20 protein-coding genes, 2 tRNA genes and 1 pseudogene are annotated in these 21842 nt (G+C 64.1%); 7 read left to right on the top strand and 16 right to left on the bottom strand.

Translation table 11 applies throughout. The features are described 5' to 3' along the window. Window positions 1-810: 810 nt before the first annotated feature. Window positions 811-1454: pseudogene (locus tag ACFWO3_RS11715) on the bottom strand (transposase); the annotation flags it as partial. 86 nt (window positions 1455-1540) lie between these two features. Next, window positions 1541-1690: a hypothetical protein gene (locus ACFWO3_RS11720; protein WP_378577455.1), complete on the bottom strand. Its 150-nt coding sequence runs from the start codon at window positions 1688-1690 to the stop codon at window positions 1541-1543. Between the two features lie 414 nt (window positions 1691-2104). Between ACFWO3_RS11720 and ACFWO3_RS11725 the strand changes: the two genes are divergently transcribed. Together ACFWO3_RS11725 and ACFWO3_RS11730 are read left to right on the top strand one after the other, a co-directional pair. After that, a complete protein-coding gene (locus ACFWO3_RS11725; RefSeq protein ID WP_378577846.1) occupies window positions 2105-2701 on the top strand; it encodes a type IV toxin-antitoxin system AbiEi family antitoxin in 597 nt (198 codons plus the stop codon). Beyond that, window positions 2698-3477 (top strand): nucleotidyl transferase AbiEii/AbiGii toxin family protein, encoded by a 780-nt coding sequence (locus ACFWO3_RS11730; RefSeq protein ID WP_378577457.1) that lies wholly within the window; start codon window positions 2698-2700, stop codon window positions 3475-3477. The genes ACFWO3_RS11725 and ACFWO3_RS11730 overlap by 4 nt, the downstream gene beginning before the upstream one ends. Before the next feature lie 465 nt (window positions 3478-3942). Here the strand turns inward: ACFWO3_RS11730 and ACFWO3_RS11735 are convergent. Both ACFWO3_RS11735 and orn read right to left on the bottom strand, forming a co-directional pair. Next, a tRNA-His gene (locus ACFWO3_RS11735) sits at window positions 3943-4015 on the bottom strand. Between the two features lie 85 nt (window positions 4016-4100). Next, entirely contained in the window at window positions 4101-4700 is a 600-nt protein-coding gene (orn, locus tag ACFWO3_RS11740) for an oligoribonuclease (RefSeq protein WP_378577459.1), read from the bottom strand. Between the two features lie 118 nt (window positions 4701-4818). On the opposite strand from orn, the gene ACFWO3_RS11745 reads away from it, so the two are divergent. Continuing rightward, a complete protein-coding gene (locus tag ACFWO3_RS11745) occupies window positions 4819-6573 on the top strand; it encodes a helicase HerA-like domain-containing protein (RefSeq protein WP_378577461.1) in 1755 nt (584 codons plus the stop codon). Window positions 6574-6600: 27 nt separating this feature from the next. Here the strand turns inward: ACFWO3_RS11745 and cmrA are convergent, their stop codons facing one another. Genes cmrA through ACFWO3_RS11760 form a run of 3 tightly spaced genes read right to left on the bottom strand, consistent with a single transcriptional unit; the run spans window position 6601 to window position 10038 of the window. Further along, window positions 6601-7407, bottom strand: a complete 807-nt coding sequence (gene cmrA / locus ACFWO3_RS11750) for a mycolate reductase (protein WP_378577463.1) — start codon at window positions 7405-7407, stop codon at window positions 6601-6603. 19 nt (window positions 7408-7426) lie between these two features. Continuing rightward, a complete protein-coding gene (locus tag ACFWO3_RS11755) occupies window positions 7427-9451 on the bottom strand; it encodes an FAD-dependent oxidoreductase (RefSeq protein WP_378577465.1) in 2025 nt (674 codons plus the stop codon). A 59-nt stretch (window positions 9452-9510) separates the two neighbouring features. Then, entirely contained in the window at window positions 9511-10038 is a 528-nt protein-coding gene (locus ACFWO3_RS11760) for a PadR family transcriptional regulator (protein ID WP_378577848.1), read from the bottom strand. Between the two features lie 106 nt (window positions 10039-10144). Here ACFWO3_RS11760 and ACFWO3_RS11765 point away from each other — a divergent pair, with 106 nt between their 5' ends. After that, a complete protein-coding gene (locus ACFWO3_RS11765) occupies window positions 10145-11494 on the top strand; it encodes an MFS transporter (RefSeq protein WP_378577467.1) in 1350 nt (449 codons plus the stop codon). Here the strand turns inward: ACFWO3_RS11765 and ACFWO3_RS11770 are convergent. After that, window positions 11486-12346: an alpha/beta fold hydrolase gene (locus ACFWO3_RS11770; protein WP_378577469.1), complete on the bottom strand. Its 861-nt coding sequence runs from the start codon at window positions 12344-12346 to the stop codon at window positions 11486-11488. The genes ACFWO3_RS11765 and ACFWO3_RS11770 overlap by 9 nt on opposite strands. Window positions 12347-12372: 26 nt before the next feature. Next, window positions 12373-13020 carry a TetR family transcriptional regulator gene (locus tag ACFWO3_RS11775; protein WP_378577471.1) on the bottom strand — a complete coding sequence of 216 codons (648 nt, stop codon included), beginning with the start codon at window positions 13018-13020 and terminating at the stop codon, window positions 12373-12375. A gap of 138 nt (window positions 13021-13158) precedes the next feature. Between ACFWO3_RS11775 and ACFWO3_RS11780 the strand changes: the two genes are divergently transcribed. From ACFWO3_RS11780 to ACFWO3_RS11790, 3 genes are read left to right on the top strand one after another with little or no spacing between them, the layout of a single operon-like run. Further along, a complete protein-coding gene (locus tag ACFWO3_RS11780) occupies window positions 13159-14283 on the top strand; it encodes a ferredoxin reductase (RefSeq protein ID WP_378577473.1) in 1125 nt (374 codons plus the stop codon). A 48-nt stretch (window positions 14284-14331) separates the two neighbouring features. Beyond that, window positions 14332-15501: a fatty acid desaturase family protein gene (locus tag ACFWO3_RS11785; RefSeq protein ID WP_378577475.1), complete on the top strand. Its 1170-nt coding sequence runs from the start codon at window positions 14332-14334 to the stop codon at window positions 15499-15501. A 13-nt stretch (window positions 15502-15514) separates the two neighbouring features. Next, complete coding sequence (locus ACFWO3_RS11790; protein WP_378577477.1) at window positions 15515-15763, top strand: hypothetical protein; 249 nt, start codon at window positions 15515-15517, stop codon at window positions 15761-15763. 32 nt (window positions 15764-15795) lie between these two features. Here ACFWO3_RS11790 and ACFWO3_RS11795 read toward each other — a convergent pair whose 3' ends face one another. The 7 genes from ACFWO3_RS11795 to ACFWO3_RS11825 form a co-directional block, all read right to left on the bottom strand. Further along, the gene (locus ACFWO3_RS11795; RefSeq protein WP_378577479.1) at window positions 15796-16467 is read right to left on the bottom strand and encodes a spermidine synthase; all 672 of its coding nucleotides are present in this window, start codon (window positions 16465-16467) and stop codon (window positions 15796-15798) included. A 51-nt stretch (window positions 16468-16518) separates the two neighbouring features. Continuing rightward, window positions 16519-17862, bottom strand: a complete 1344-nt coding sequence (gene gdhA, locus ACFWO3_RS11800; protein WP_378577481.1) for an NADP-specific glutamate dehydrogenase — start codon at window positions 17860-17862, stop codon at window positions 16519-16521. A gap of 119 nt (window positions 17863-17981) precedes the next feature. Next, window positions 17982-18995: a YdcF family protein gene (locus ACFWO3_RS11805; RefSeq protein WP_378577483.1), complete on the bottom strand. Its 1014-nt coding sequence runs from the start codon at window positions 18993-18995 to the stop codon at window positions 17982-17984. A 38-nt stretch (window positions 18996-19033) separates the two neighbouring features. Next, complete coding sequence (locus ACFWO3_RS11810; RefSeq protein ID WP_378577485.1) at window positions 19034-20491, bottom strand: PepSY-associated TM helix domain-containing protein; 1458 nt, start codon at window positions 20489-20491, stop codon at window positions 19034-19036. A gap of 155 nt (window positions 20492-20646) precedes the next feature. Then, a complete protein-coding gene (locus ACFWO3_RS11815; RefSeq protein ID WP_378577487.1) occupies window positions 20647-21174 on the bottom strand; it encodes a hypothetical protein in 528 nt (175 codons plus the stop codon). A 155-nt stretch (window positions 21175-21329) separates the two neighbouring features. Beyond that, window positions 21330-21405 (bottom strand) — tRNA-Arg (locus ACFWO3_RS11820). 26 nt (window positions 21406-21431) lie between these two features. Further along, complete coding sequence (locus ACFWO3_RS11825) at window positions 21432-21806, bottom strand: DUF4345 family protein (RefSeq protein WP_378577489.1); 375 nt, start codon at window positions 21804-21806, stop codon at window positions 21432-21434. Window positions 21807-21842 lie beyond the last annotated feature (36 nt).

Raw genomic sequence — 21842 nt, forward strand, 5'->3', positions numbered from 1 at the left:
ATAGACCGCCTGCTTTGTCCGTCCCACGCTGTGCGCCGGAGGGGCGAACAGGAGCGCGCGGGTCTCGAATGCCGGCTGTGTCGTCATGTCCGTCGCCGTTTGGAGTTCAAGATGATCGAATTGCCGCGAAGCGACATGATCGCCGCAACCCTTTGATCGAGGTTGCGGCGATCATGTGGTCCGGTTTTTCAGCAGGTCATCGACTTCTAACTAGGGCCGAACGAAGTCGTTCGGCCATGGGCGCTGTACCCGCCTACGCTCAAGGCGGATGAGCCGTAACGACCTGACGATCAAGCTGACCGCAGCCAGCCCCCAGCAACCCTCCGGTCAGCCCTGACAGCAACTGACCGTAAAGGTTGGGGCCAAATACACTCACCAGGATTGTGCAAGTCAGCACAAACATTGCCACCTTCAGCAGATGTTCCGGATCTGTATTGGCGCCCTGATTCGTGCTGGAATCGTATCTGCTGTCGCGGAGAGGGCGATCAACAGCCTCAGTCACGGCTGCCCCTTTTGGCTGGGAGTTTTACCCGGAGTCCCCTATGTCCGGTAGTCATATCAGAGGGGGCGGGCACGGCGTGGCCTTGGATGGTTTCGCTCTCGGGGATGCATTGACCGCTTGCCGCAGCGCCCGCACCGGCCCCAACTGCAGCTCCGCCGATTGCGCCGGGTGCGGCGCCGATGCCAGCGAAGGCGGAACCAATCGTCGCACCCGCCGCGCCTCCCGTGAGCGCGCCAAGCCCACCGGCTCCGCACATTCGACGGGACCAGCGTGTCGGAACTTGTCAAGGGAGTTGAGTCCAGCGGGTGTTAAGGGGCCGACGTTTCAGCCTCCACTGTGTTCTCGGAGCCTGCGGCTGGGTTCTCGGAGCCTGCGGCTGGCGGGTTGATCCAGACGGTGCCGGGTAGATCCAGGATCTTCGGCGCATTCGTGGTGTCGAACCGGTGCGGATGCCTCGCGCAGGGCGGCATCGAGAACCTGCCGACGTTCGGCAGCCTTGCCGACCGCCAAACCGAAATGTACGTCAGCGGTGTGTGCAATCCGATGCCCGTGTGCCGATGCTCGTGGTTGTACCACCCCGTGAAAGCAATCATGAATTCCCTTGCCTCACCGAGTGATCCGAAACGATCCGAAAACCCCGGTCCGTACTCGATGATCTTGAACACCGCCTCCGAGCACGGGTTGTCGTTCCAGACCCGCGGCCGCGAATGCGACCGGGTGACCTCGAGGTCGGCGAGCAACGCGCAACGGACTTGCTGGTCATCGACATGCCCCGGTCATCGTGGACGACCTGCGGAATGCCGTGCACCGCGAAGATCTGCTCCATCAGCTCCCGTGCCAGCACGCCAGATTCGTGCGCGTGGACGTGGACGCCGACGATGTAGCGCGAATAGATATCGATCATCACGTGCGCGTCGAAGTAACGTCCCTTCACCGGGCCGGCGAGCTTCGTGGGGGTACCGAACAGCTCGGTCTGGACGGGGACCTGCAGGTGCAGATTCCGCGAGCCTTGCACCGCATACACAAGCAAGGGGCCGGCTACCAATACGTGCACGGAGGTGCGAGCCTGCAGGAAGTCGTGGTCCCGTTGGTGACGTTGACCCAGTCGCGCAGTCGCGGGACCAGCAAGGTCACCGTCAACGTGAACGTCAGCAGTCCCACCATTACGTCGAGCACGGTGCTGGTCACTCTGCTATAGCGTGAAGCGGTCACCGGCAAGCGTCGCGGTCGCACCCTGCAGATCGGTGTGGACGCCGAGGACGGGACGGCGTTGTCGGGGGAGCGAACCGTCGCCGTGGACAGCACCGCGGACGACGTGCGAAACCGGGGTATGACCGTCGAGCTGGTTTTGAATGAGGCCGCCGAACGCTACAACGGTAAGCAGGTGCAGGTGCGTGCGGACGAGATCACGAATGGCACTCGAACCGCATACGATCACACCAGTGCCACACTGCAGCGCGGGTCGGAGGCTTCTTCGACCCCATTTGATTGCAGACCCAGTATGCAAAACGTAGGGTTAGAGCCTACGAAACGCATACTGAATGGGGATTTGTGGTGACGGACCGAGGGACCCCACTCCCTGTTGAGCTGGCCCGTTCACCGCTGCGCACAATCCGCCCTCAGGATGCCGCCGAGGTGTATATCCATCCCCGGCCCGAGCTGGCCAGGCTGGCAGATCAGGGAGTCGTGCACCGCGTTGCCCGCGGCTATTACATCGCCGTCCCTCAGGAGCAGGTTGGTCGACCGTGGCTGCCCGGATTCGAGGCCGTAGCCGCGGGCGTCGCCTCGGCAATCTATGGTCCCGACCGGGCCGTCCTGATGGGCGTCAGTGCAGCCCGTGTACTCGGCGCAATCCCGCGTGCGCTGGCGACGGCAGTAGTCGCTGTTCCCGGTCAGCACCGGCCAATCGAGCTGCTCGACCGTGTCGCCACTCTCCGGTTCGTCAAGCGCGACACCGACGCACTAGACGCCGAGCGAGTCGAAACACCACTCGGCCCGGCGCTGACCACCACGCCGGAACAAACTGTGCTCGACCTAGCGCGGCGACCGCAACTCGGCAACGCCGAGTCCGAAGTGCCCGCTGCCATCTCCGCCCTATACCGTCGCAGCGACCAGGAACGGCTCGAACAGCTCGCGAAGCAACAGCACCTGACCGCAGCACTGCGGCGCGCCGAGGCCTGGGCGGGGGTGCGTAGGTGAAGCTCGACGAACGTGATGCAGTCGCCGCACAGTTCGGTGTCTCACCGGAGCAGGCGGAACGCGATCACCTCATTTCCCACCTTCTCGCTGCGATCTCGGTGTGGTTCGGGGAGCGACTCCACTTCATCGGTGGCACAGCCCTCGCGCGAACTCACTTGAAGGACGGTCGGCTCAGTGAGGACATCGACCTCGTTGCCCTCGATAACCGCACAGAGTTGGCCGCGGAACTCGACGCAGCACTCCCTCGTGCCCTCGCGCGCACTCACGGCCGCCTGTCCTGGGAACCGGCACTCAGCGGTATCCCCGACACCGCTGCCGCTACGCTTCGCACCGAAGGAGGGCTATCGGTGAAGGTCCAGTTGCTGTCATCTCGGGATCGGGTCTTGTGGCCCGCCGAACCAAGCATGCTCGAGCAGCGCTACAAGGATGCACCACCGGCTCAGCTGTCCGTACCTACGCTGCCCGCATTTGCGGCTTCCAAGACCGCAACCTGGCATGACCGTCGCGCAGCGCGCGACCTGTGGGATTTGTGGGCGTTGGCGAACATCGGAGCTATCGACTCCGAGGCTGCGGGTCTGTTCGAGCGATACGGACCGACCAACCGATCTCCCGCTAGCCACCTGTTCGACAAGTCGCCGAACCAGGAGGACTGGATTTCGCAGCTGTCCGGTCAAATCCGACTGACTGTGTCGGCGGCGGCTGCACTCGCAACAGTGCGCGATGCATGGGCGCGCGTCGCCGATCCGATCGCCATACAGGAAGATGGAGAACCGTGACCGACACCGTTTACGACACCCCGCCGCACAGCCTCGCCTGACCGAACTCGATACCAAGGGGGACTGGTGCACGATCGGGTGACAGTTACGGGGGCAGTCCCAGCCAGATCAGATGTCACCTGTCCGTGCAGCAGTCCCCCCAGTAACTGTGGTGTCTCAGCGGCTTGGTCATGCCTCGGTCACCATCACCATGGACGTGTACTCACACGTGCTGCCGGGGGAGCAGAAGAGTGCAGCGGACAGGTTCGCGTCTCTGCTGGGGTGACCGTCCATTGCGGCCCGTATCCGTCTCATTCGGGGGTGTGGGTGGGGTTCGCAAGGTGTTGAACAGGGTTTTGGTGTGACCGCTTAGCCCATCGCGTGGAACTCGATATACAACGCCGCTATTGCATATCCTGTTGCAGGAAGGCATAAAGAAACCCCCTGTGAGTCTGGTAATCCCAGTTCACAGGGGGTTTCTCGTTGGGTGAGTGACGGGACTCGAACCCGCGACAGCCAGGATCACAACCTGGTGCTCTACCAACTGAACTACACTCACCATCCGCTTCTGCGGCCACCCGAGGGCAGCAACTTCAGCGAGAAAGATACTAGCGTGCCGGGCGGTCGAGAAGCCAATCGGTGTGTCAGGCGGGGCCGATGTCCTTGACGATCGCGGTGATGTCGCTGGTCGACGGTCCGGGATCGGCGACGAAAGCGGTACGCCGATAATACTCGAGCTCGCGGATCGATTCCTTGATGTCCGCGAGGGCACGGTGGGCAAGGCCCTTCTCGGGCTGGCCGAAGTAGATCCGGGGATACCAGCGACGGCACAGTTCCTTGATCGAGCTGACATCGATCATGCGGTAGTGCAGGTGCGCGTCGAGTTCCGGCATGTCCCGTGCGATGAACCCGCGGTCCGTGGCAATGGAGTTGCCTGCGAGAGGGGCCGACCCTGCCGAGGGAACGTGTTCGCGGATGTACGCGAGCACCTGTTCCTCCGCCTCGGCGAGGGTTACGGACGATTTCCGCACCTCGTCGGTCAGGCCGGACTTCTCGTGCATTCTGGTCACCACATCGGGCATGTCGGCCAGAGCATCGTCGTCCGCATGGATGACGATGTCCACACCGTCACCCAGGATGTTCAGGTCGCTGTCGGTGACGAGAGCTGCAATTTCGATCAGCCTGTCGCTACCGAGCCGGAGCCCCGTCATTTCACAATCGATCCACACAAGTTTGTCCTGCACGAGCAACACAGTAGTCAGGTGTGCGTCGGGATAAGGTTTGCGGTGGATCTTTCGCGGGACATCGGGCCCGCGTGACGCAACCAATCTGTCCGAGTTCTTGCTCCGAGGAGGGCCCTGAATGACCGTCGATTCCGAAGGCTCCGCAGCCACACCGACACCGGCCGAGAAAGCCAAGGCCGCGCGTGAAGCTGCGGCCGAGGCGGCGCGCGCTGCGGAAGCTGCAGCCGCAGCGGCGGACGCGGCCGAACGTGAGGCCGCCGAAGCGGAGAACGCAGACAAGGCAGACGAGGCAGCGAGGGTGGAGCCGGCCGGAGAAGCATCCGTATCGTCCGGTGCTGCGGCCGAGATCGCTGCCGGATACGCCTCTGCGGGAGGTGCGCTCGAGCTGGGAACCGTCGTGGTGGACGGTTCCGCCGATCCTTCCGCACGGGTGCGCATTCCGTTCGCGACGCTCAATCGGCACGGGCTGGTGGCGGGCGCCACCGGAACGGGAAAGACGAAAACCCTGCAGGGCATCGCCGAACAGCTCTCTGCCGCTGCGATTCCCGTCGTCATGGCCGATGTGAAGGGAGACCTCTCGGGCCTGTCCCGAGCGGGCGAGGCCACCGATGCGGTCACCACGCGCGCAGCCGAGACGGGCGACGAAGGATGGGCGCCCGCAGGTGTTCCCGTCGAGTTCCTGTCGCTCGGAACCGAGGGGATCGGTGTTCCGGTGCGGGCCACCATCACGGCATTCGGACCCATCCTGCTCAGCAAGGTCCTGGGGCTGAACCAGACTCAGGAGTCCACGCTCGGACTCATCTTCCACTGGGCCGACAGCCAAGGCCTGGCACTGCTGGACCTCAAAGACCTGCGTTCGGTGATCGCACACCTCACCAGCGACGAGGGCAAGGCCGATCTGAAGGGGATCGGCGGTGTCTCGGCGGCCACCGCGGGCGTGATCCTGCGCGCACTGGTCAACCTCGAGGCCGACGGCGGCGACACGTTCTTCGGAGAACCGGAGTTGGAGACCGAAGACCTGCTCCGAGTGGTCGACGGTGCCGGTGTCGTCACGCTTTTCGAACTCGGCGCACAGGCAGCTCGTCCGGCCCTGTTCTCCACGTTCCTGATGTGGGTGCTGGCAGACCTGTTCCAGACGCTGCCCGAGGAAGGTGACCTGGACAAGCCGAAGCTCGTCTTCATCTTCGACGAGGCGCACCTTCTCTTCGCGGACGCGTCGAAGGCGTTCCTCGAGCAGATCGAGCAGACCGTGAAGTTGATCAGGTCCAAAGGCGTCGGTGTCTTCTTCTGCACACAGCTGCCCACCGATGTGCCCAATGCCGTTCTGTCACAGCTCGGTGCGCGAGTTCAGCACGCCCTGCGCGCGTTCACGCCCGACGATCAGAAGGCGCTGACCAAAACAGTGCGTACCTACCCGAAGAGTGAGCATTACGACCTCGAGGAGGCTCTCACCACTTTGGGCACGGGTGAGGCCGTGGTGACGGTGCTGTCCGAGAAGGGTGCGCCAACACCGGTCGCGTGGACCAAGATCCGCCCACCGCGCTCACTGATGGACACCATCGGAAACGAAGCGATCTCCGAGGCTGCCAAGGGGAGTGGCCTTTTCGGCAAGTACGGCGAGAGCATCGACCGTGAGTCGGCCTACGAGAAGCTGACAGCGAAGGTGGCGGGCGCGCAGGCTTCCGACGAGGCAGATCTACCGCCCTTGCCGCCCCAGCAGGACACAGCGCCGACTGCGCAGGACGACGGCCCGAACCTTGCGCAGCAAGTCCTCGGGAACACGGCAGTGAAGGGATTCCTCCGATCTGCGGCTTCCGCTGCCGGTCGGGAAATCACTCGCAGTATCTTCGGCACCGGGCGCCGCCGCCGTTAGACATTGTCGGCTCGGCGGCGACGATTCTCAGTCGTCGCCGAGCTTCTTGTAGAAGGTGCCCACGATGGGGGCAACTACCGCTCGCGGGCTGTACTGCCCTGCGACAGACATCGCCTTGCTGATGATGCCCGGCACCACCCGCATCTTGTTGCTCGACAGCCCGTCGAGGGACACCTTGGCGGTGTGCTCGCTCGAGATCCACAGAAAGTCGGGCACGAGCTTGTCCACGATCGAGGCGTCCGAGGGGTCGGGGGTCTCGGTGCGCACGGGCCCCGGTGCCAGCAGGGTGACGTTCACCCCTGTTCCCTTGAGCTCGCCGCGCAGCGATTCGGAGAACGTGTTGACGAAGGCCTTCGACGCCGCATAGGTCGCATTGTTCGGGATCGGCATGTTCCCGGCCGCGGAGCCCACCATCAGAATTGCCCCGGACCCGCGTTCGATCATGCCGGGAAGTACGGCGAGTGTGAGGTCGTGAACGGCAACGGCGTTGAGCTCCACCTGTGCCCGTTCGTACGTCGGATCGAGCTCGGCAACAGGGCCGAAGGTCGCTATCCCTGCGTTGTTGCACAGGACGCTGATCTCGCGGCCGGACAGTTCGTCGACGAGCTTGCCGCGTTGGTCACGATCGGACAGATCGCAGGCCCGCACCTCCACCTCCACGCCATGCGCGCTCCGCAGAGAATTCGCAAGTTGCTCCATCACCTCGCCGCGGCGTGCCACGAGGACGAGCGAGTGACCGCGTGCAGCGAGATCGGCGGCAAGCGCCTCACCGATTCCGGACGATGCTCCGGTCACGACGGCACGGGCTGTGGGGGTGGGGTTCGGCAGGCTCACGGTGAGCCAGCGTAGCGCGTCACAATCGGGCGGCCAGGCGCGTGCCCTGCTCGATGGCACGTTTGGCGTCGAGTTCTGCAGCGACGTCCGCGCCACCGATCACATGGGTGAGAACGCCGGCCACGATCAGCTCGTCCACGAGATCACGAACGGACTCCTGACCTGCGCACACCACGATGTTGTCCACCGAGAGCACACGCGGATTCTCGTGCTTCTCGCCGAAGGTGATGTGCAGGCCCTCGTCGTCGATCCGTTCGTAGTTGACGTCGGACAGCTCGTGCACGCCCTTCGCCTTCAATGTCGCTCGGTGCACCCAGCCCGTGGTCTTCGCCAGGCCCGCTCCGATGCGGCCCGATTTACGCTGCAGCAGGTACACCTCACGCGGCGACGTCCTCGGCACGGGTGTGGTGAGAGCACCGGGCGCTGCTTCGGGTTCGGTGACACCCCATTCCTGCTTCCATTCCTTCACGTCGAGTGTCGGGGACGATTCGTGAGTGAGGAACTCGCTCACGTCGACACCGATGCCGCCCGCGCCGATCACCGCTACCGAGTGGCCGACCGGCTTGCCTCCGCGAACCACTTCGGGATACGTGAGGACCTTCGGATGGTCGATGCCCGGGATGGACGGCACCCGGGGTGTGACCCCGGTGGCGAGCACGACCTCGTCGAAGTGGCCGACGAGATCGTTCGTCGTGACCCGGGTGTCGAGTCTGACATCGACTCCGACGCGGGTGAGCTGGCGGTCGTAGTAGCGAATGGTCTCGGAGAACTCCTCCTTGCCCGGGATCCTCTTCGCAATTCCGAACTGTCCGCCGATCTCGGAATCCGCCTCGAACAGCGTGACCGTGTGACCCCGCTCGGCAAGATTGAACGCAGCAGACAATCCGGCCGGACCGGCACCGACGACGGCGATCGTCTTGGTGATGCGAGTGGGGGACAGGACGAGTTCGGTCTCGCGTCCTGCGCGCGGGTTGAGCAGGCAGGAGACGTGCTTGTTCACGAAGGCGTGATCGAGGCACGCCTGATTACACGCGATGCAGGTGTTGATCTCGTCGGCCGCATCGGCCTCGGCTTTGCGTACCCATTGCGGGTCGGCCAGCATCGGCCGTGCCATCGAGACCAACTGTGCGTCACCGCGTTCGAGGATGTCCTCTGCCATTTCGGGCATGTTTATGCGATTGGAGGCGGCAACCGGGATCCCTACGTGCTTCTCGAGCTTGCCGGTGATGTCCGCGAACGCCGCGCGAGGGACGGACGTGACGATCGTCGGTACGCGCGATTCGTGCCAGCCGATGTCGGTGTTGATGATGGTGGCTCCGGCAGCCTCGACCTCCTGGGCGAGTGCGACGATCTCGTCCCAGGTCTGACCGTCTTCCACGAGGTCGGCCATCGACAACCGGAACGCGATGATGAAGTTCTCGCCGACGGCGGCGCGGGTGGCCCGCACGATCTCCACGGCGAGTCGACGGCGATTCTCGGAAGTGCCACCCCACCGGTCGTTTCGTTTGTTGGTGCGTGTGCACAGGAACTGATTGACGAAATAGCCTTCACCGCCCATGATCTCGACCCCGTCGTAACCCGCGGACTGGGCCAGCCGAGCACAGCGGACGAAATTGCGAATCTGGCGACGAACTCCACGATCGGTCAGGCGTCGAGGGCGAAACGGGTTGATGGGTGCCTTGATCGAGGATGCGGAGACGCTGAGGGGCTGATAGCTGTAGCGACCGGCATGCAGGATCTGCATCGCGATCTTGCTGCCGGCGGCGTGAACGGCATCGGTGATCCGGCGATGGCGGCGGGCTTCGATTCGGTTTGTGAGCTTGGCGCCGAAGGGGAGAAGCCAGCCGGTTCGATTGGGTGCGTAACCACCGGTCACGATCAATCCGACTCCGCCGCGGGCGCGTTCGGCGAAATATTCCGCCAACCGAGGGATGTTCTTCGCGCGGTCCTCGAGCCCGGTGTGCATCGAGCCCATGACGACGCGGTTGGGCAGCGTTGTGAATCCGAGGTCGAGTGGCGACAGCAGGTGGGGGTAGGACTTCACGTCTGGGCCTTTCGCCGAAGGACTGGGGTGGGGGCGCGGAGGGGGGGCGATCGGGGCTGTCACAGGGCTTCGAGTACCTCTCTGCACCAATCGGCGAATCCTTCTTCGACGCGGAATCCGCCGCGCAGAACCAGGTATTGGTGCAGTTCGGAGCCGGTCAATCGTTCGGGTTCGGGGAAGTCGTGCTTCTGAACCTGGCGGTAGACCTCCAGGCGTTGATCGTGTTCGTGGAGGTGCCTCTCGAATTCGGCCCGCACTGCGTCGACGTCACCGTGCGCTGCACCGCGGAGCTTGACCGCGAGATCGTCGCGAAGATGGCCGACGGCGGCGGGCTCGGAGATCCATCGGTGGAGTTCTGCCCGGCCTGCCGCCCCCACGTCGTACACGATCTTGTCGGGCCGGCCGTCTTGCGCGACGGTCTCGCTCACGACCCACTCGGAGCTCTCCATCCGTTTGAGGACGCGGTAGATCTGCTGGTGACTGGCACTCCAGAAGTAGCCGATCGATTTGTCGAATCGGCGGGCCAGTTCGTACCCGGACCCGGATTGTTCGGACAGGGAGACCAGCAGTGCGTGTTCGAGAGCCACCATCACAGTATCTATGCAACGAGGCGAATATGCAACGTGATGCACATGCCGGTGCGTGCGTGTTGATCGCACGGCTCGGACCTCGAAGTTCGTCTAGGCTCCCGCCATGGCTTCGGACGTCGTCGGTGTGGCCACCACACGCAAGCAGGTGGTGGCGTGGGGCCTGTGGGATTGGGGCTCGGCCGCATTCAACGCGGTGATCCTGACCTTCGTGTTCTCGGTCTATCTCACCGACGCGGTCGGAGACGACCTGCCGGGCAGCGTCTCCGCCAGCACCTGGCTCGGCTGGGCACTCGGTATTGCGGGATTCGTCATCGCCGTCACGGCGCCCGTCACCGGGCAGCGATTCGACGCGACAGGGCGACGCAAATGGGCGCTCGGACTACTCACATTCGCCACCGTCGGGTGCATGGCGGGGATGTTTTTCGTTCGAGACAGCTATCAGTACCTCTGGCTCGGGCTCGTCCTGCTGGCCGCAGGCTCCGTGATTTTCGAGCTCGCGAACGTCCCCTACAACGCCATGCTTCGGCAGGTCTCCACGCCCTCGAACATCGGTCGCGTGTCGGGTTTCGGCTGGGCGATGGGATATTTCGGCGGCATCGTTCTGCTGCTGCTCTGCTACTTCGGCTTCATATCGGGGGAGGGCGACACCCGTGGGCTGCTAGGCCTCACCACGGACGGTGGGCTGAACATTCGTCTGGTCGCGCTGCTCGGGGCCGTGTGGTTCGCGGTCTTCACCGTGCCGGTCCTGCTGAAGGTTCCCGAGCTGCCGCGGACCGGAGCGGATCCCGGAGCTGCCAAGGCAGGAGTCGCGGAGTCCTATCGGGTGTTGTGGCGCGATCTGCGAGAACTGTGGACGACGGACCGCCGCACCGTCTACTTCCTGATCGCCAGTGCCCTGTTTCGGGACGGCCTGGCGGGCGTCTTCACCTTCGGCGCCGTCCTCGCTGTCAACGTGTACGAGATCGCAGCCGCCGACGTACTCCTGTTCGGGGTTGCAGCCAACATCATCTCCGCGATCGGTGCACTCGTTGCCGGCAGGTTCGACGACCGAATCGGCCCCAAGTCCGTGATCGTGTTCTCGCTCGCGTCGATGGTGGTGGTCGGCGTCGTCCTCATCGCGGTATCGGGCCCCGGAATGTTCTGGGTGTTCGGACTGCTGCTGTGTCTCTTCGTCGGGCCCGCGCAGTCTTCGGCACGGACATTCCTGGCACGCCTCACACCGCCCGGCCGTGAAGGCCAGCTGTTCGGCCTCTACGCCACCACGGGCCGGGCGGTGTCCTTCCTGTCGCCCACGCTGTTCGGATTCTTCGCGTGGTGGTTCGGCTCCGACCGGGCCGGAATCGTAGGCCTGCTGCTCGTGCTCGTGGTCGGACTGATCGCGTTGTCCGCCGTTCGCGCCCCCGAACGTGAATCGGTCACGGTGAACGGTGATTCGGCGCAGCGGTCAGCGTAGGCCCACCCGGGACAGCACGACGTCGGCGAGTGCGTCCGGCCGTTCCTCGGGGATCCAATGCGAAGCGCCGTCGAAGATTTCGAATTCGTACGGGGCGTCGACGAACTCACCACACCGCTCCGCGCCTGCCCGGCCCATTGCGAGGTCCGCCGTTCCCCACACGTACGTCGTCGGAACGGTCACCGACGGCAACTGGTCGAGTTCGCGGCTCATCGCTCGGTACCAGTTGAGTGCTGCGGTCAGCGCACCCGGTTCGGTGAGGACGCGCACGTAGTCTTCGACTCGGCGTTCGGGAACGATCCCGCCGTACATGGCCCGCAGCGGCCCGGCGTCGTCCCGCAGGAGAACGTGCTCGGCCTTCCCCTCCTGGCGGAACAGGCCGAAGTACGACGACCTTTGCTGTTGGTCCGGGTCCTCGCGAACTGCCCAACCGAACGCGGTGGGGTGTGGAATCGAGACGGTGGTCAACGAAAGGATTCGATCCGGGTTCGTTCCCGTCACCACCCAGGCGACCACTGCACCCCAGTCGTGACCGACCAGGTGTGCCTTCGGGATGTCGAGTGCGTCGAGGAGGCCTACGACGTCTGCGGCGAGTAGCTCGGTTCGGTAGGAGTCGACACCTTCTGGCCGGGCGCCGGGGGAGTACCCGCGTTGATTCGGCGCGTAGACCCGCAAGCCCGAATCTGCGAGACGGGCGGCGACCTCGGACCAGGATGCGGAAGTCTCCGGAAAGCCGTGCAGGAGGACGATGGGGGTGCCGTGTGCGGGGCCGGTCACGGTGACGTCGAACGTGAGGTTCGCGGCGGTGACCTGGGTGAGTGTCGCTTCGTGCGAACCGGATTCCTCAGTCATGCCGCCAGACTACGAGAGAGGCGGGGTCAGCGGGAAGGTCTCCACTCCGCCATTCCGAGCATGATCAGTCGCAGCTGCTTTTCCGCGCGACGGACGATGTCCTGCTGGGTTCTGCCGTTCGGTCGATCGGATTCGAGGAGATCGACGACCACCGAGAACATCGCGGACACGATGATGTCCGCAGACATTTCCAGATCTTCCGATCTCCAGTTCTCGAGCCCTGGCATGCGCGAGAGGTCGGTGGTGAGTTCGCTGACGAACAAACGCATTTCGAGGTCTATCGCCCTGCGAAGTTCGGGTACACCTCCGTAGCGCTCTCGGCTGAGGAAGCGGAACTGATCTTCGTGGGATCTGACCTGTTTGACGAGGATGTCGAGAGAGGCGCCGGCACTTTTTGCACCTTTGCTGCGCCGTGCGTCGCGGAGCATCTGCCGCAACATCCTCATGCTGTCTTCGGCCAGCACCACGCCGAGCTCTTCGAGTGAGGCGAAGTGTCGATAGAAGGCGGTGGGGACGATGCCCGCGGTGCGGGCGACCTCGCGCAGGCTCAGGCTTGCGAAGGTGCGGTCGGCGAGCAGACCGAGCGTCCCGTCCAAGAGGGCTGCGCGGGTTCTCTCCTTGCGTGCGGCTCGGCTTTCCGGCTGGATCTCCGCGGCGCTGCCCGTGCTGCTCACCTGAGCGAGTGTAAGCCCCACGCAGTTCGTTCAGTGGATGCGGCGTGGGATTGCAGCACCTCGGGTTGACAGCTTTCTGTGTCTTCGTGTCACACTATTACCAGTGCACAAGTGTTCACTCAAAGCTCGGAGGTTCTGATGGCAGTGATCGACAGAGGGCGTGACGGCGCACGGCGCCGCTTCTCGTTGGTATCGCTGTTCGAGACGATGGCGACACCACATGCCCTCGACCGCTATCTGGAGCTGGTGGATCCCATGACCACCGTTCGGGACCTGCGTGGGCGGGTCGAGTCGGTCGTGCGCTCGACTCCGGACACGGTCACGATGACGATCCGACCCACACGTCAATGGAAAGGCTTCCGGGCGGGTCAATATGTGCAGGTCGGAGTCGTGATCGACGGTGTGCGTCACACGCGCTGCTACTCGCCGGCCGGGGCTGCGAACGGCGGGAGAGGGGTCGTCGAACGCAACGGTGCGATCGAACTGACGGTCAAGGCGCACCCGGACGGGTTGGTTTCGCAGTACCTGCACCGAAACGCCGAACCCGGCCTCATGGTCAACCTGTCGCAGGCCGCCGGTGAATTCGTGCTTCCGTCGCCCCGGCCCGACCGCATCCTGCTGATCAGCGGCGGTAGCGGTATCACTCCGCTGATGTCGATGTTGCGCACGCTCGTGGCAGAGGGGCACACCGGAAACGTCGCCTTTCTGCACTACGCGTACACCGAAAACGACGTCGCGTATCGCGCGCAGCTCGACGAGATCGCCGCCGATCCTCGTATCGACATCGTGTACGCGTACACCGACGATCCAGAGGGCGGCCGGCTGAGCGGATTCTTCGGCAAGCACCACCTCGACGAGGTCGCGCCTTGGTTCGCCGATGGTCAGACCTACCTGTGCGGCCCTCCCGGACTGATGCGCGGTGTTCGTGACACGTATCGGGAACTGGGCATCGAAGATCGGCTGCACACCGAGGAGTTCGCACCGGCCGGGACCGCGGTGGACGGTGAAGCCGGTGGAACGCTGTCGTTCACGTCGAGTGGAGTCACCGCCGAGAACGGCGGCAAGACATTGCTCGAGCAGGCCGAAGCCGCGGGCCTCACTCCGGAATACGGCTGCCGCATGGGGATCTGCTTCTCGTGCACGTCGACCAAGACGTCGGGCTGCACCAAGAACGTGCGCACCGGTGAGATGGATGCCGAGCCGAACAAGCAGATTCAGCTGTGCGTATCCGTTCCCGTCGGCGACGTGTCCGTCGACATCTGATCTGTCTCTTCCTCAACCTCTTTCGCCCATCCACGTCTGGAGATCGACATGTTCGGACTTTCGTTCCTCCCGTTCCTGAACGACAACAAGCACCGGCCGGTTCCGGGACCTCCACTGGTGCTCACCTACGACCAGGTCGAGAAACTCGGTGCCGAGCTCGATGCTCTCCGGGACCGGGTCGTCGCAGATCTCGGTGCCGAGGATCGCGAATACATCTATCGAATCATCAAGGCGCAGCGTGGGTTGGAAGTTGCCGGACGGGTACTGATGTACTTCCCGTTCGTCCCACCAGTGTGGCTCGCGGGCGTCGGCTCCCTCGCGTTGTCGAAGATTCTCGACAACATGGAGATCGGCCACAACGTCATGCACGGTCAGTACGACTGGATGCGTGAGCCGGGCCTCAACTCGCGTGAGTTCGAATGGGACAACGTGTGCCCTGGCGACCAGTGGAAGCATTCCCACAACTACATGCACCACACGTACACCAACATTCTGGGCCGCGACCGCGACATCGGGTACGGGATTCTGCGGATGGACGAGGGCCAGAAGTGGAACCCGTACTACCTCGGAAACCCGGTATGGGCAACGGCATTGATGGTTTTCTTCGAATGGGGCGTCATGCTGCACGACCTCGAGGCGGAGAACGTCGTCCAGGGCAAGCGCAAGTGGCACGACGTGAAGCCGCTCGTCCAGGGATGGTGGCGCAAGGCGGGCCGACAGGTCCTCAAGGACTACGTGGTGTTTCCGGCCCTGACCGGACCGTTCTTCGTCACGACAGTGGTCGGCAACGTCGGGGCCAACCTCATCCGCAACGTTTGGGCGTACTCGATCATCTTCTGTGGGCACTTCCCGACGGGAGTCCAGACCTTCACCGAGGACGAAACCGCCGACGAGACCCGCGGTCAGTGGTACGTCCGGCAGATGCTCGGCTCCGCGAACATCGAGGGCAGCGCTCTGTTCCACATCATGTCCGGAAACCTGTCGCATCAGATCGAGCACCACCTCTTCCCGGATTTGCCGGCTCATCGCTACCCGGAGATGGCACCCGAGGTGAAGGCCCTTTGTGAGAAGTACTCGTTGCCGTACAACACGGGCGGCTTCTTCTCCCAGATCGGAACGGTCTGGAGGAAGATCTTCACACTCGCACTGCCGCCGTTTCTCATCCGATCCGAGAGTGCTCCCGGTGTTATCGTCGAGCGGCAGAAGTCCGCGGCCTGAGAGGGATTCGATCATGGTGGGGAAGTTCGAGAGGCGTAAGGACACGGTCCAGGAGTTGACGGAGTCGGCGGCGAGCCACGTGGGCCGCATCGCGACGATCATCACAGGCGCCGTTCGGGACGTGACCCACGAGGTCGGAGACTGGATTTCGGACGGCATCGAGATGCGCGATGCCGCCCGAAAGGCCAAAGAGGACGAGGATTCGGACAATATCGTGATCGATGTGGACGACACCGATCAGGAGCCGAAGAACTCCAACTGACCGCTCACGTGCACAGAGGCTGATTTGAGGCCTCAGGCACAGCGAGCTTCGTACAGCCAGTAGCTTTCCCGGTGACCTTGGAGGTTCACTTCCAGGGGATGGGGAACGACGTCGTCGAAAACCTCGGCCAGGGAGGACTCCAGTTCCGGTTCTTCGGCGGCGGACCACACAGCGAGGGCACCGCCGGGCCGCAGTGCCGCACGCGCCTCGCTGAGGAATCTGGGTCGATAGAGCGGCCCGTTGGATTCGTGCACCAGGTATCCTGGGCCGTTGTCGACATCGAGCAGAACCAGGTCGTACGAGGACTCGGAGGCCTGCTCGAGAACGTCCGCAACATCGGCGATCTCGACGTCGATGCGGCTGTCCGCCAGCATGTCGGGGCCGTGGGGGACGACGCCCTCGCTCATCCAGCCCACCAGGGCGGGGTCGATCTCGACGACGGTGCAGTCCCGCACTCGATCGTCTGCGAGCACCTCGTTCATGGTGAATCCCAGTCCGAGTCCACCCACGAGGACGCGCTCGGGACTCGCCACTGTTGACAGCGCAACCGTGGCGAGTGCCCGCTCACTGCTCGTTTCCTGGGTGTCCATCACGAAGATGCCGTTGGCGCGGAGCTCGAGCACACTCGACTCGGCCTCGCGTCTCTCGCGCAATACCAGCTCACCGCGCTCGGACTCGGCGCGGGCGATCTCGACGAAGTCCATGCCCGCCATGATGCCCGGAAGGACCGGGTTCGGGGCAAGTTCGGACGCCGCTCAGATGACCCCGAGTGCGAGCATCGCGTCCGCGACCTTGACGAAGCCCGCAATATTGGCGCCGTGGACGTAATCGCCTTTGCGTCCATACTCCTCTGCAGTCTCAATGGTGCGCTGGTGGATGCCACGCATGATGGCGGCCAGACGTTCGTCGGTGTACTCGAAGCCCCAGGAATCTCGGGATGCATTCTGCTGCATCTCGAGTGCGGAGGTGGCGACGCCGCCGGCGTTCGCAGCTTTGCCGGGAGCGAAGGCGACGTCGGCATCGCGGAACACCTGGATACCCTGCGGGGTGGTGGGCATGTTGGCGCCCTCGGCAACGGCCACGACCCCGTTTTTCACGAGCGTCCGCGCGGCATCCTCGTCGAGTTCGTTCTGGGTGGCGCAGGGGAGCGCCACATCGCAGGGAACGTCCCAGATCGATCCGCCCTCGACGAACTTGGCGTGCGGCACCTTGTCCGTGTAATCGCAGATGCGCCCGCGTTCGATTTCCTTGATGGTCTTGAGCAGGTCGAGGTCGATGCCCTGTTCGTCGACGATGTATCCGGACGAGTCGGAGCACGCAATGGGCAGTCCGCCGAGTTGCTGGACCTTCTCGATTGCGTAGATGGCGACGTTTCCGGAGCCGGAGACGACGACCTTCTTGTTGTCGAGCCCGTTGCGGGACGCCTTCAGCATCTCGGCGACGAAGTAGGCCACGCCGTATCCGGTTGCCTCACGGCGAACCTGGGAGCCGCCCCACGTGATGCCCTTGCCGGTCAGCACACCCGATTCGTACGAATTGGTGAGGCGCTTGTACTGGCCGAACAGGTAGCCGATCTCGCGGCCGCCGACACCGATGTCGCCGGCGGGCACGTCGGTGTACTCACCTATGTGCCGGTTCAGTTCGGTCATGAACGACTGGCAGAAGCGCATGACCTCGGCTTCGGAGCGGCCCTTGGGGTCGAAGTCCGACCCACCCTTCCCGCCGCCGATAGGGAGTCCCGTCAGCGCGTTCTTGAAGATCTGCTCGAAACCGAGGAATTTGACGATGCCGAGGTTGACGCTCGGGTGGAAGCGGAGTCCGCCCTTGTAGGGCCCGAGGACGCTGTTGTACTGCACCCGGAAACCGCGGTTGACCTGCACCTGGCCGTTGTCGTCCGTCCACGGCACGCGGAAGATGATCTGACGCTCGGGCTCGCAGAGGCGATCGATGAGGCCGGCGTCGGCGTATTCGGGCTGGACGTCGACGACAACCCGAAGAGACTCGAAGACCTCGGCGACAGCCTGATGAAACTCGGGCTCACCGGCGTTGCGGTCGACGACCTGCTTGTAGATCTCTTCCACGCGGTCACGAACGGACACCGCACACCTACCTGTTCCTGTGAGGATTTTGTAACAGCGCGTTCACATAACCACAAGAACCCTGTCGAGGTGTACCTCGGGTGCACGAATTGGACGAGAGAAGATTCACGCCGAGGGATTCAGGACAGCAGGCCGGCGGCGAGGGTCGGTATCACCAGCAGCGCGACGACCGCGAGATGAATCCATTTGTGATATGTGAGATATGCGGCGAACTCGCGCAGAAACGCCGTGGACACGTAGTAGCGCGCTGTGGGTGCGCCCACGACTACCCAGTCGTATCCGAGTGAGCGTGCCAGAGATGCGCTGCGCAATACGTGGAAATTGCTCGTGACGACGACAACTCCACGGGTCGGAAGTCCGTCTCTTTCGAGCAGTCGATGTGTGTACTCCAGATTCTGACGCGTGGTGGTGGACCGATCCTCGAGCAGCACTCTGTCTTCCGCGACGCCCTGTTCGACGAGGTAGGTGGCCATCGCCTGCGCTTCGGAGAGGATCTCGCCGCCTTGTCCTCCCGAGGGGACGTGCAAGGGATCGTCACCGTGGTTACCGACTCGGAGGGCGCGGTCGAGGCGGCTGCGGAGCAGCGGCGTCGGGAGGTGACCACTCAGTGAGCAACCCAGGGTGACGATGGTGTGCACGTTCTCCAAGCGGGGAAGACGCGAGTTGAGGAGCGCGTACGCGGTGTACCCGGTCAGCAGGGAGCCCACGTAGATGTAGATCGACAGGATCGACACGATGACGGCAGAGATGTCGGCGTCCGGGCTGCGGACGACCTGAAGGACGGCCAACGCGTACAGGACGAACGAAGCCAGCCCGAAAGCGAGGGGGAGGGCATTCGCGAGGCGAATGCCCTCCCGGCGCATGACGACCACGCCGTTGATCACGGCGGCCGATGCCACCGCCAGCAGCGCGATCGGTACCAGGATGTACAGAACTCCGCTCGTCATGAGCGTCCCTGCCGGTTCGTCGTATTGATAGACGAGGTTGGACGTCGAGACCCACAACAGCACCACGCCGGCGACGATGAGCATTCCCGTCGATACCCGGCGTGGTTCACGCCGCACGCGCCATACGGCGAGAGCGAGGACCGTGATGGATGCGATCACCATGACAATCGTGTAATCGACGTTCATCCGGCCCCTTCGTCGGTACGGCTCGTTCGGATGCGACTCTATCGACCGTTCGTCGCCGTTCCCTGCCGTAATCGCGGGACGGCCGCCAGCGCGATATCGACCAGGACGAAGGCGAGCAGGCTGACACCGAGCAGCGGCACGAACCAGCCGACACCGACTGTGATCGCCGCCGCCGAAATCAACGTGGCGGGACCGACTCGGCGCCACGCTCCACGAGCCGGCGGCTTACCCATCGCGCGTGGTCGGCGCTTCGGGCGGCGCTGCCACCGCAGCACATACCCGCGGACGATGACGGACAGGAGTGCCACCGCCAGCACGACGAGCGCGGCCTGACTCGCGAGGCCGAAGAGAATTCCCATGTGCAGCGCGATGCCCCACGATGCCAACTTGGCCGCGAGCGGCAAATCCGTGAACCGCGAGATGTCGGTGACCGTGCCGTCACTGCCGTCGATGGCGATCGAATCGGGGGTGAACTGCCATGGTTGCCGGGTCTGCTCGACCTCGAATGCCGTGTCGGTGTCAGCGGGAATTGCCACCTCCACCTCGCCGCTCACGTCGTGAGTGCGGGCGACCTCGAGAACCGAGTCGATGTTCTCGACCGCGCTCCGATGTGTCGCGTGGTCGACAGGGTGGTCGTCGGCACCGGCGTGGGAGTCGTGACCGCCACTGGACGCGGCCCCTGTGGGGGACAGTGCGGTATCGACGGCCGGGGTGGTCCAGCTCAGGGCGGAGCGAAGATTCGTGACGTTCTCACCCGCGTACTTCGACCACGTCAGTCCGGTGGCGGAGAGGAACACCAAACCTGCGGCAATCCAGATCCCGGCGACGCCGTGCCAGCTCAGTGTGCGAGGGCGGCCCGTCGCTTTGCGGTCGAGCGTCCACATCCTGGCGCTCTCGCGGTTGCGGCGACGAGTGGCCCGGTACCGCTCGATCCACAGGTAGATGCCGCCGAGCGCGATGACCCACAGCCAGGATGCCGCGAGTTCGCTGTAGATCCGGCCCGGCTCACCCAGATGCAGGTGCCGGTGCAGCTGCGAGATCCAGGTGCGGATGGGTAGCGCGCCACCGCTGCCGTACATGACGAGTTCGCCACGTGACTGGGTCGTCACAGGATCGACGAACACGGCAAGTCGTTCGGACTCGCCCAGCGCGGGGTCGGTGAACAACACCTTGGTGGTGTCCCCGGCCTCGGCGGCCGGACGGACCGCGGCGACCGTCAGGTCAGGGCGGACCCTCTGCGCTGCTTCGATCTGCTCGGGGACAGGCATGGCTGGACCGGTGCTGTCGACGTGGAGGTAATCGCGATAGACGATCTGCTCGATGGTCGGGGCTACCGCGTAGAGACCACCACTGATGGTGGCGAGGACGAGGAACGGAGCGACCAGGATCCCAGCATAGAAGTGCATCCGCATCACGAGCGGGCGGAGGCTGTAACGGGACTTGGGTGGTGTCGAGCGCGACTCGATCTTGTCGCGCTCGAGTTCGGGTACGGACATACACGTGAACTCGATTCGATTCCAGCCGAGAACGTGTGCACGGAGCAGCGACAAGCCTCGGGGATGAACGCCACGGCACGGCGGACGTGCGGGGCGCAAGGGAAAGCCGCGGGTCCGGTGTGCTGTGACATCGGACGGCGCGGATGAAGTGAGATTCAGGCGAGAGAGGGTGGTCCGCGGGTGCCCGCCGATGCTGCCGCGAGCAGGGACCGTGACACGTTCGACCGATGTACCGGCGTCGCCGACCACAGGTCGGCGCCGGCGGGGTAGGGCTCGATCGCGGTGCGGACTATCCGCACGAGCGCCGCAAGTACACGAGCGGCGGCAGTTTCGACTGCGAGAACGAGGAGCGCCGTCACGACGAGCGCGACGGCGTGCGCGGACAACATCGGGCCGGAGGGAACTGCGCTGTGTGCGTGGTCGGAGACCAGGGTCAGGGTCGTGTGACCGACCACCTGCCCCGCCGCGAGTGTCCCGAACATGAAGGGAAGGCGGTCGACGGGCAAACGAACGGCTCCCACGGAAGCTCCGAGTGCGGCACACGCAAGCAGCAGGAGAACGATCGCGCGGTCGCTCGGTGCGTCGGCCCCACCGATTCCGTGGGCCGCGATGCTCACGCCTCCCGACAGTGAACCCACAGCTGCGCCGCGCAATCGCGCGACGAGATCCGGTCGTGAGTTCACCAGCAGACAGTACCGTGGGTTCTCGTGGGGCTCGTTACGGAGTCAGCTGCCGAAACTGGAGATCAATGTGGTGATCCAGAACCACAGATCGTCTGTCATCGTTCGATCCCAACTCTCGGGATCGCTGGAGGAAGCACCGAGCAGACGCAGTGGTGTGGTGCCCCCGGCAGGATTCGAACCTGCGACCAATGGATTAGAAGGCCATTGCTCTATCCCCTGAGCTACGGAGGCGCGGTGCGAATATTACCGTGCACGGCTCAGCCGACGGCAACGGCCACGACGAGCATCCCGGCGAGCACGAGTTCGACCACGAAATAGAACCACACGGGGTAGAAGCCGGTTCGGTCACCGACGAGTGCCGAGACGATGCGACCGAATGCCATGCCGGCAAGTGCGGCGGCGACGGCGATACAGACGCCGGTTCCGATGTCGCCGACGTCGAATGCCGCGAGCACCAATGCGACTGCGACAGCTACGCCGAAACCGCCGTACACCGCACGGACCTCGGTGCGGGATGTCGCCGAGTCGGCGGCGATCGAGAACGGTGCTGTGAGTCGGTCGGGCATGGTGAGGCCGTACAGGCCCATGCAGAGAAAGAACAGGGCTACGAGCAGGATCAGCACTGCTGTCACATCGAGTCTCCGGGTCGGGATGTGGAGTTACTCTCT

It is taken from the genome of Rhodococcus sp. NPDC058521 (genome assembly GCF_042719695.1).
Lineage (GTDB): Bacteria > Actinomycetota > Actinomycetes > Mycobacteriales > Mycobacteriaceae > Rhodococcus_F.

Bases quoted from the DNA above. Each gene is read 5' to 3' on its own strand.
- ACFWO3_RS11745 (WP_378577461.1), top strand. From the start codon at position 4,819: ATGACCGTCGATTCCGAAGGCTCCGCAGCCACACCGACACCGGCCGAG.
- ACFWO3_RS11765 (WP_378577467.1), top strand. From the start codon at position 10,145: ATGGCTTCGGACGTCGTCGGTGTGGCCACCACACGCAAGCAGGTGGTG.
- ACFWO3_RS11770 (WP_378577469.1), bottom strand. From the start codon at position 12,346: ATGACTGAGGAATCCGGTTCGCACGAAGCGACACTCACCCAGGTCACC.
- ACFWO3_RS11780 (WP_378577473.1), top strand. From the start codon at position 13,159: ATGGCAGTGATCGACAGAGGGCGTGACGGCGCACGGCGCCGCTTCTCG.
- ACFWO3_RS11785 (WP_378577475.1), top strand. From the start codon at position 14,332: ATGTTCGGACTTTCGTTCCTCCCGTTCCTGAACGACAACAAGCACCGG.
- ACFWO3_RS11790 (WP_378577477.1), top strand. From the start codon at position 15,515: ATGGTGGGGAAGTTCGAGAGGCGTAAGGACACGGTCCAGGAGTTGACG.
- ACFWO3_RS11795 (WP_378577479.1), bottom strand. From the start codon at position 16,467: ATGGACTTCGTCGAGATCGCCCGCGCCGAGTCCGAGCGCGGTGAGCTG.
- ACFWO3_RS11805 (WP_378577483.1), bottom strand. From the start codon at position 18,995: ATGAACGTCGATTACACGATTGTCATGGTGATCGCATCCATCACGGTC.
- ACFWO3_RS11810 (WP_378577485.1), bottom strand. From the start codon at position 20,491: ATGTCCGTACCCGAACTCGAGCGCGACAAGATCGAGTCGCGCTCGACA.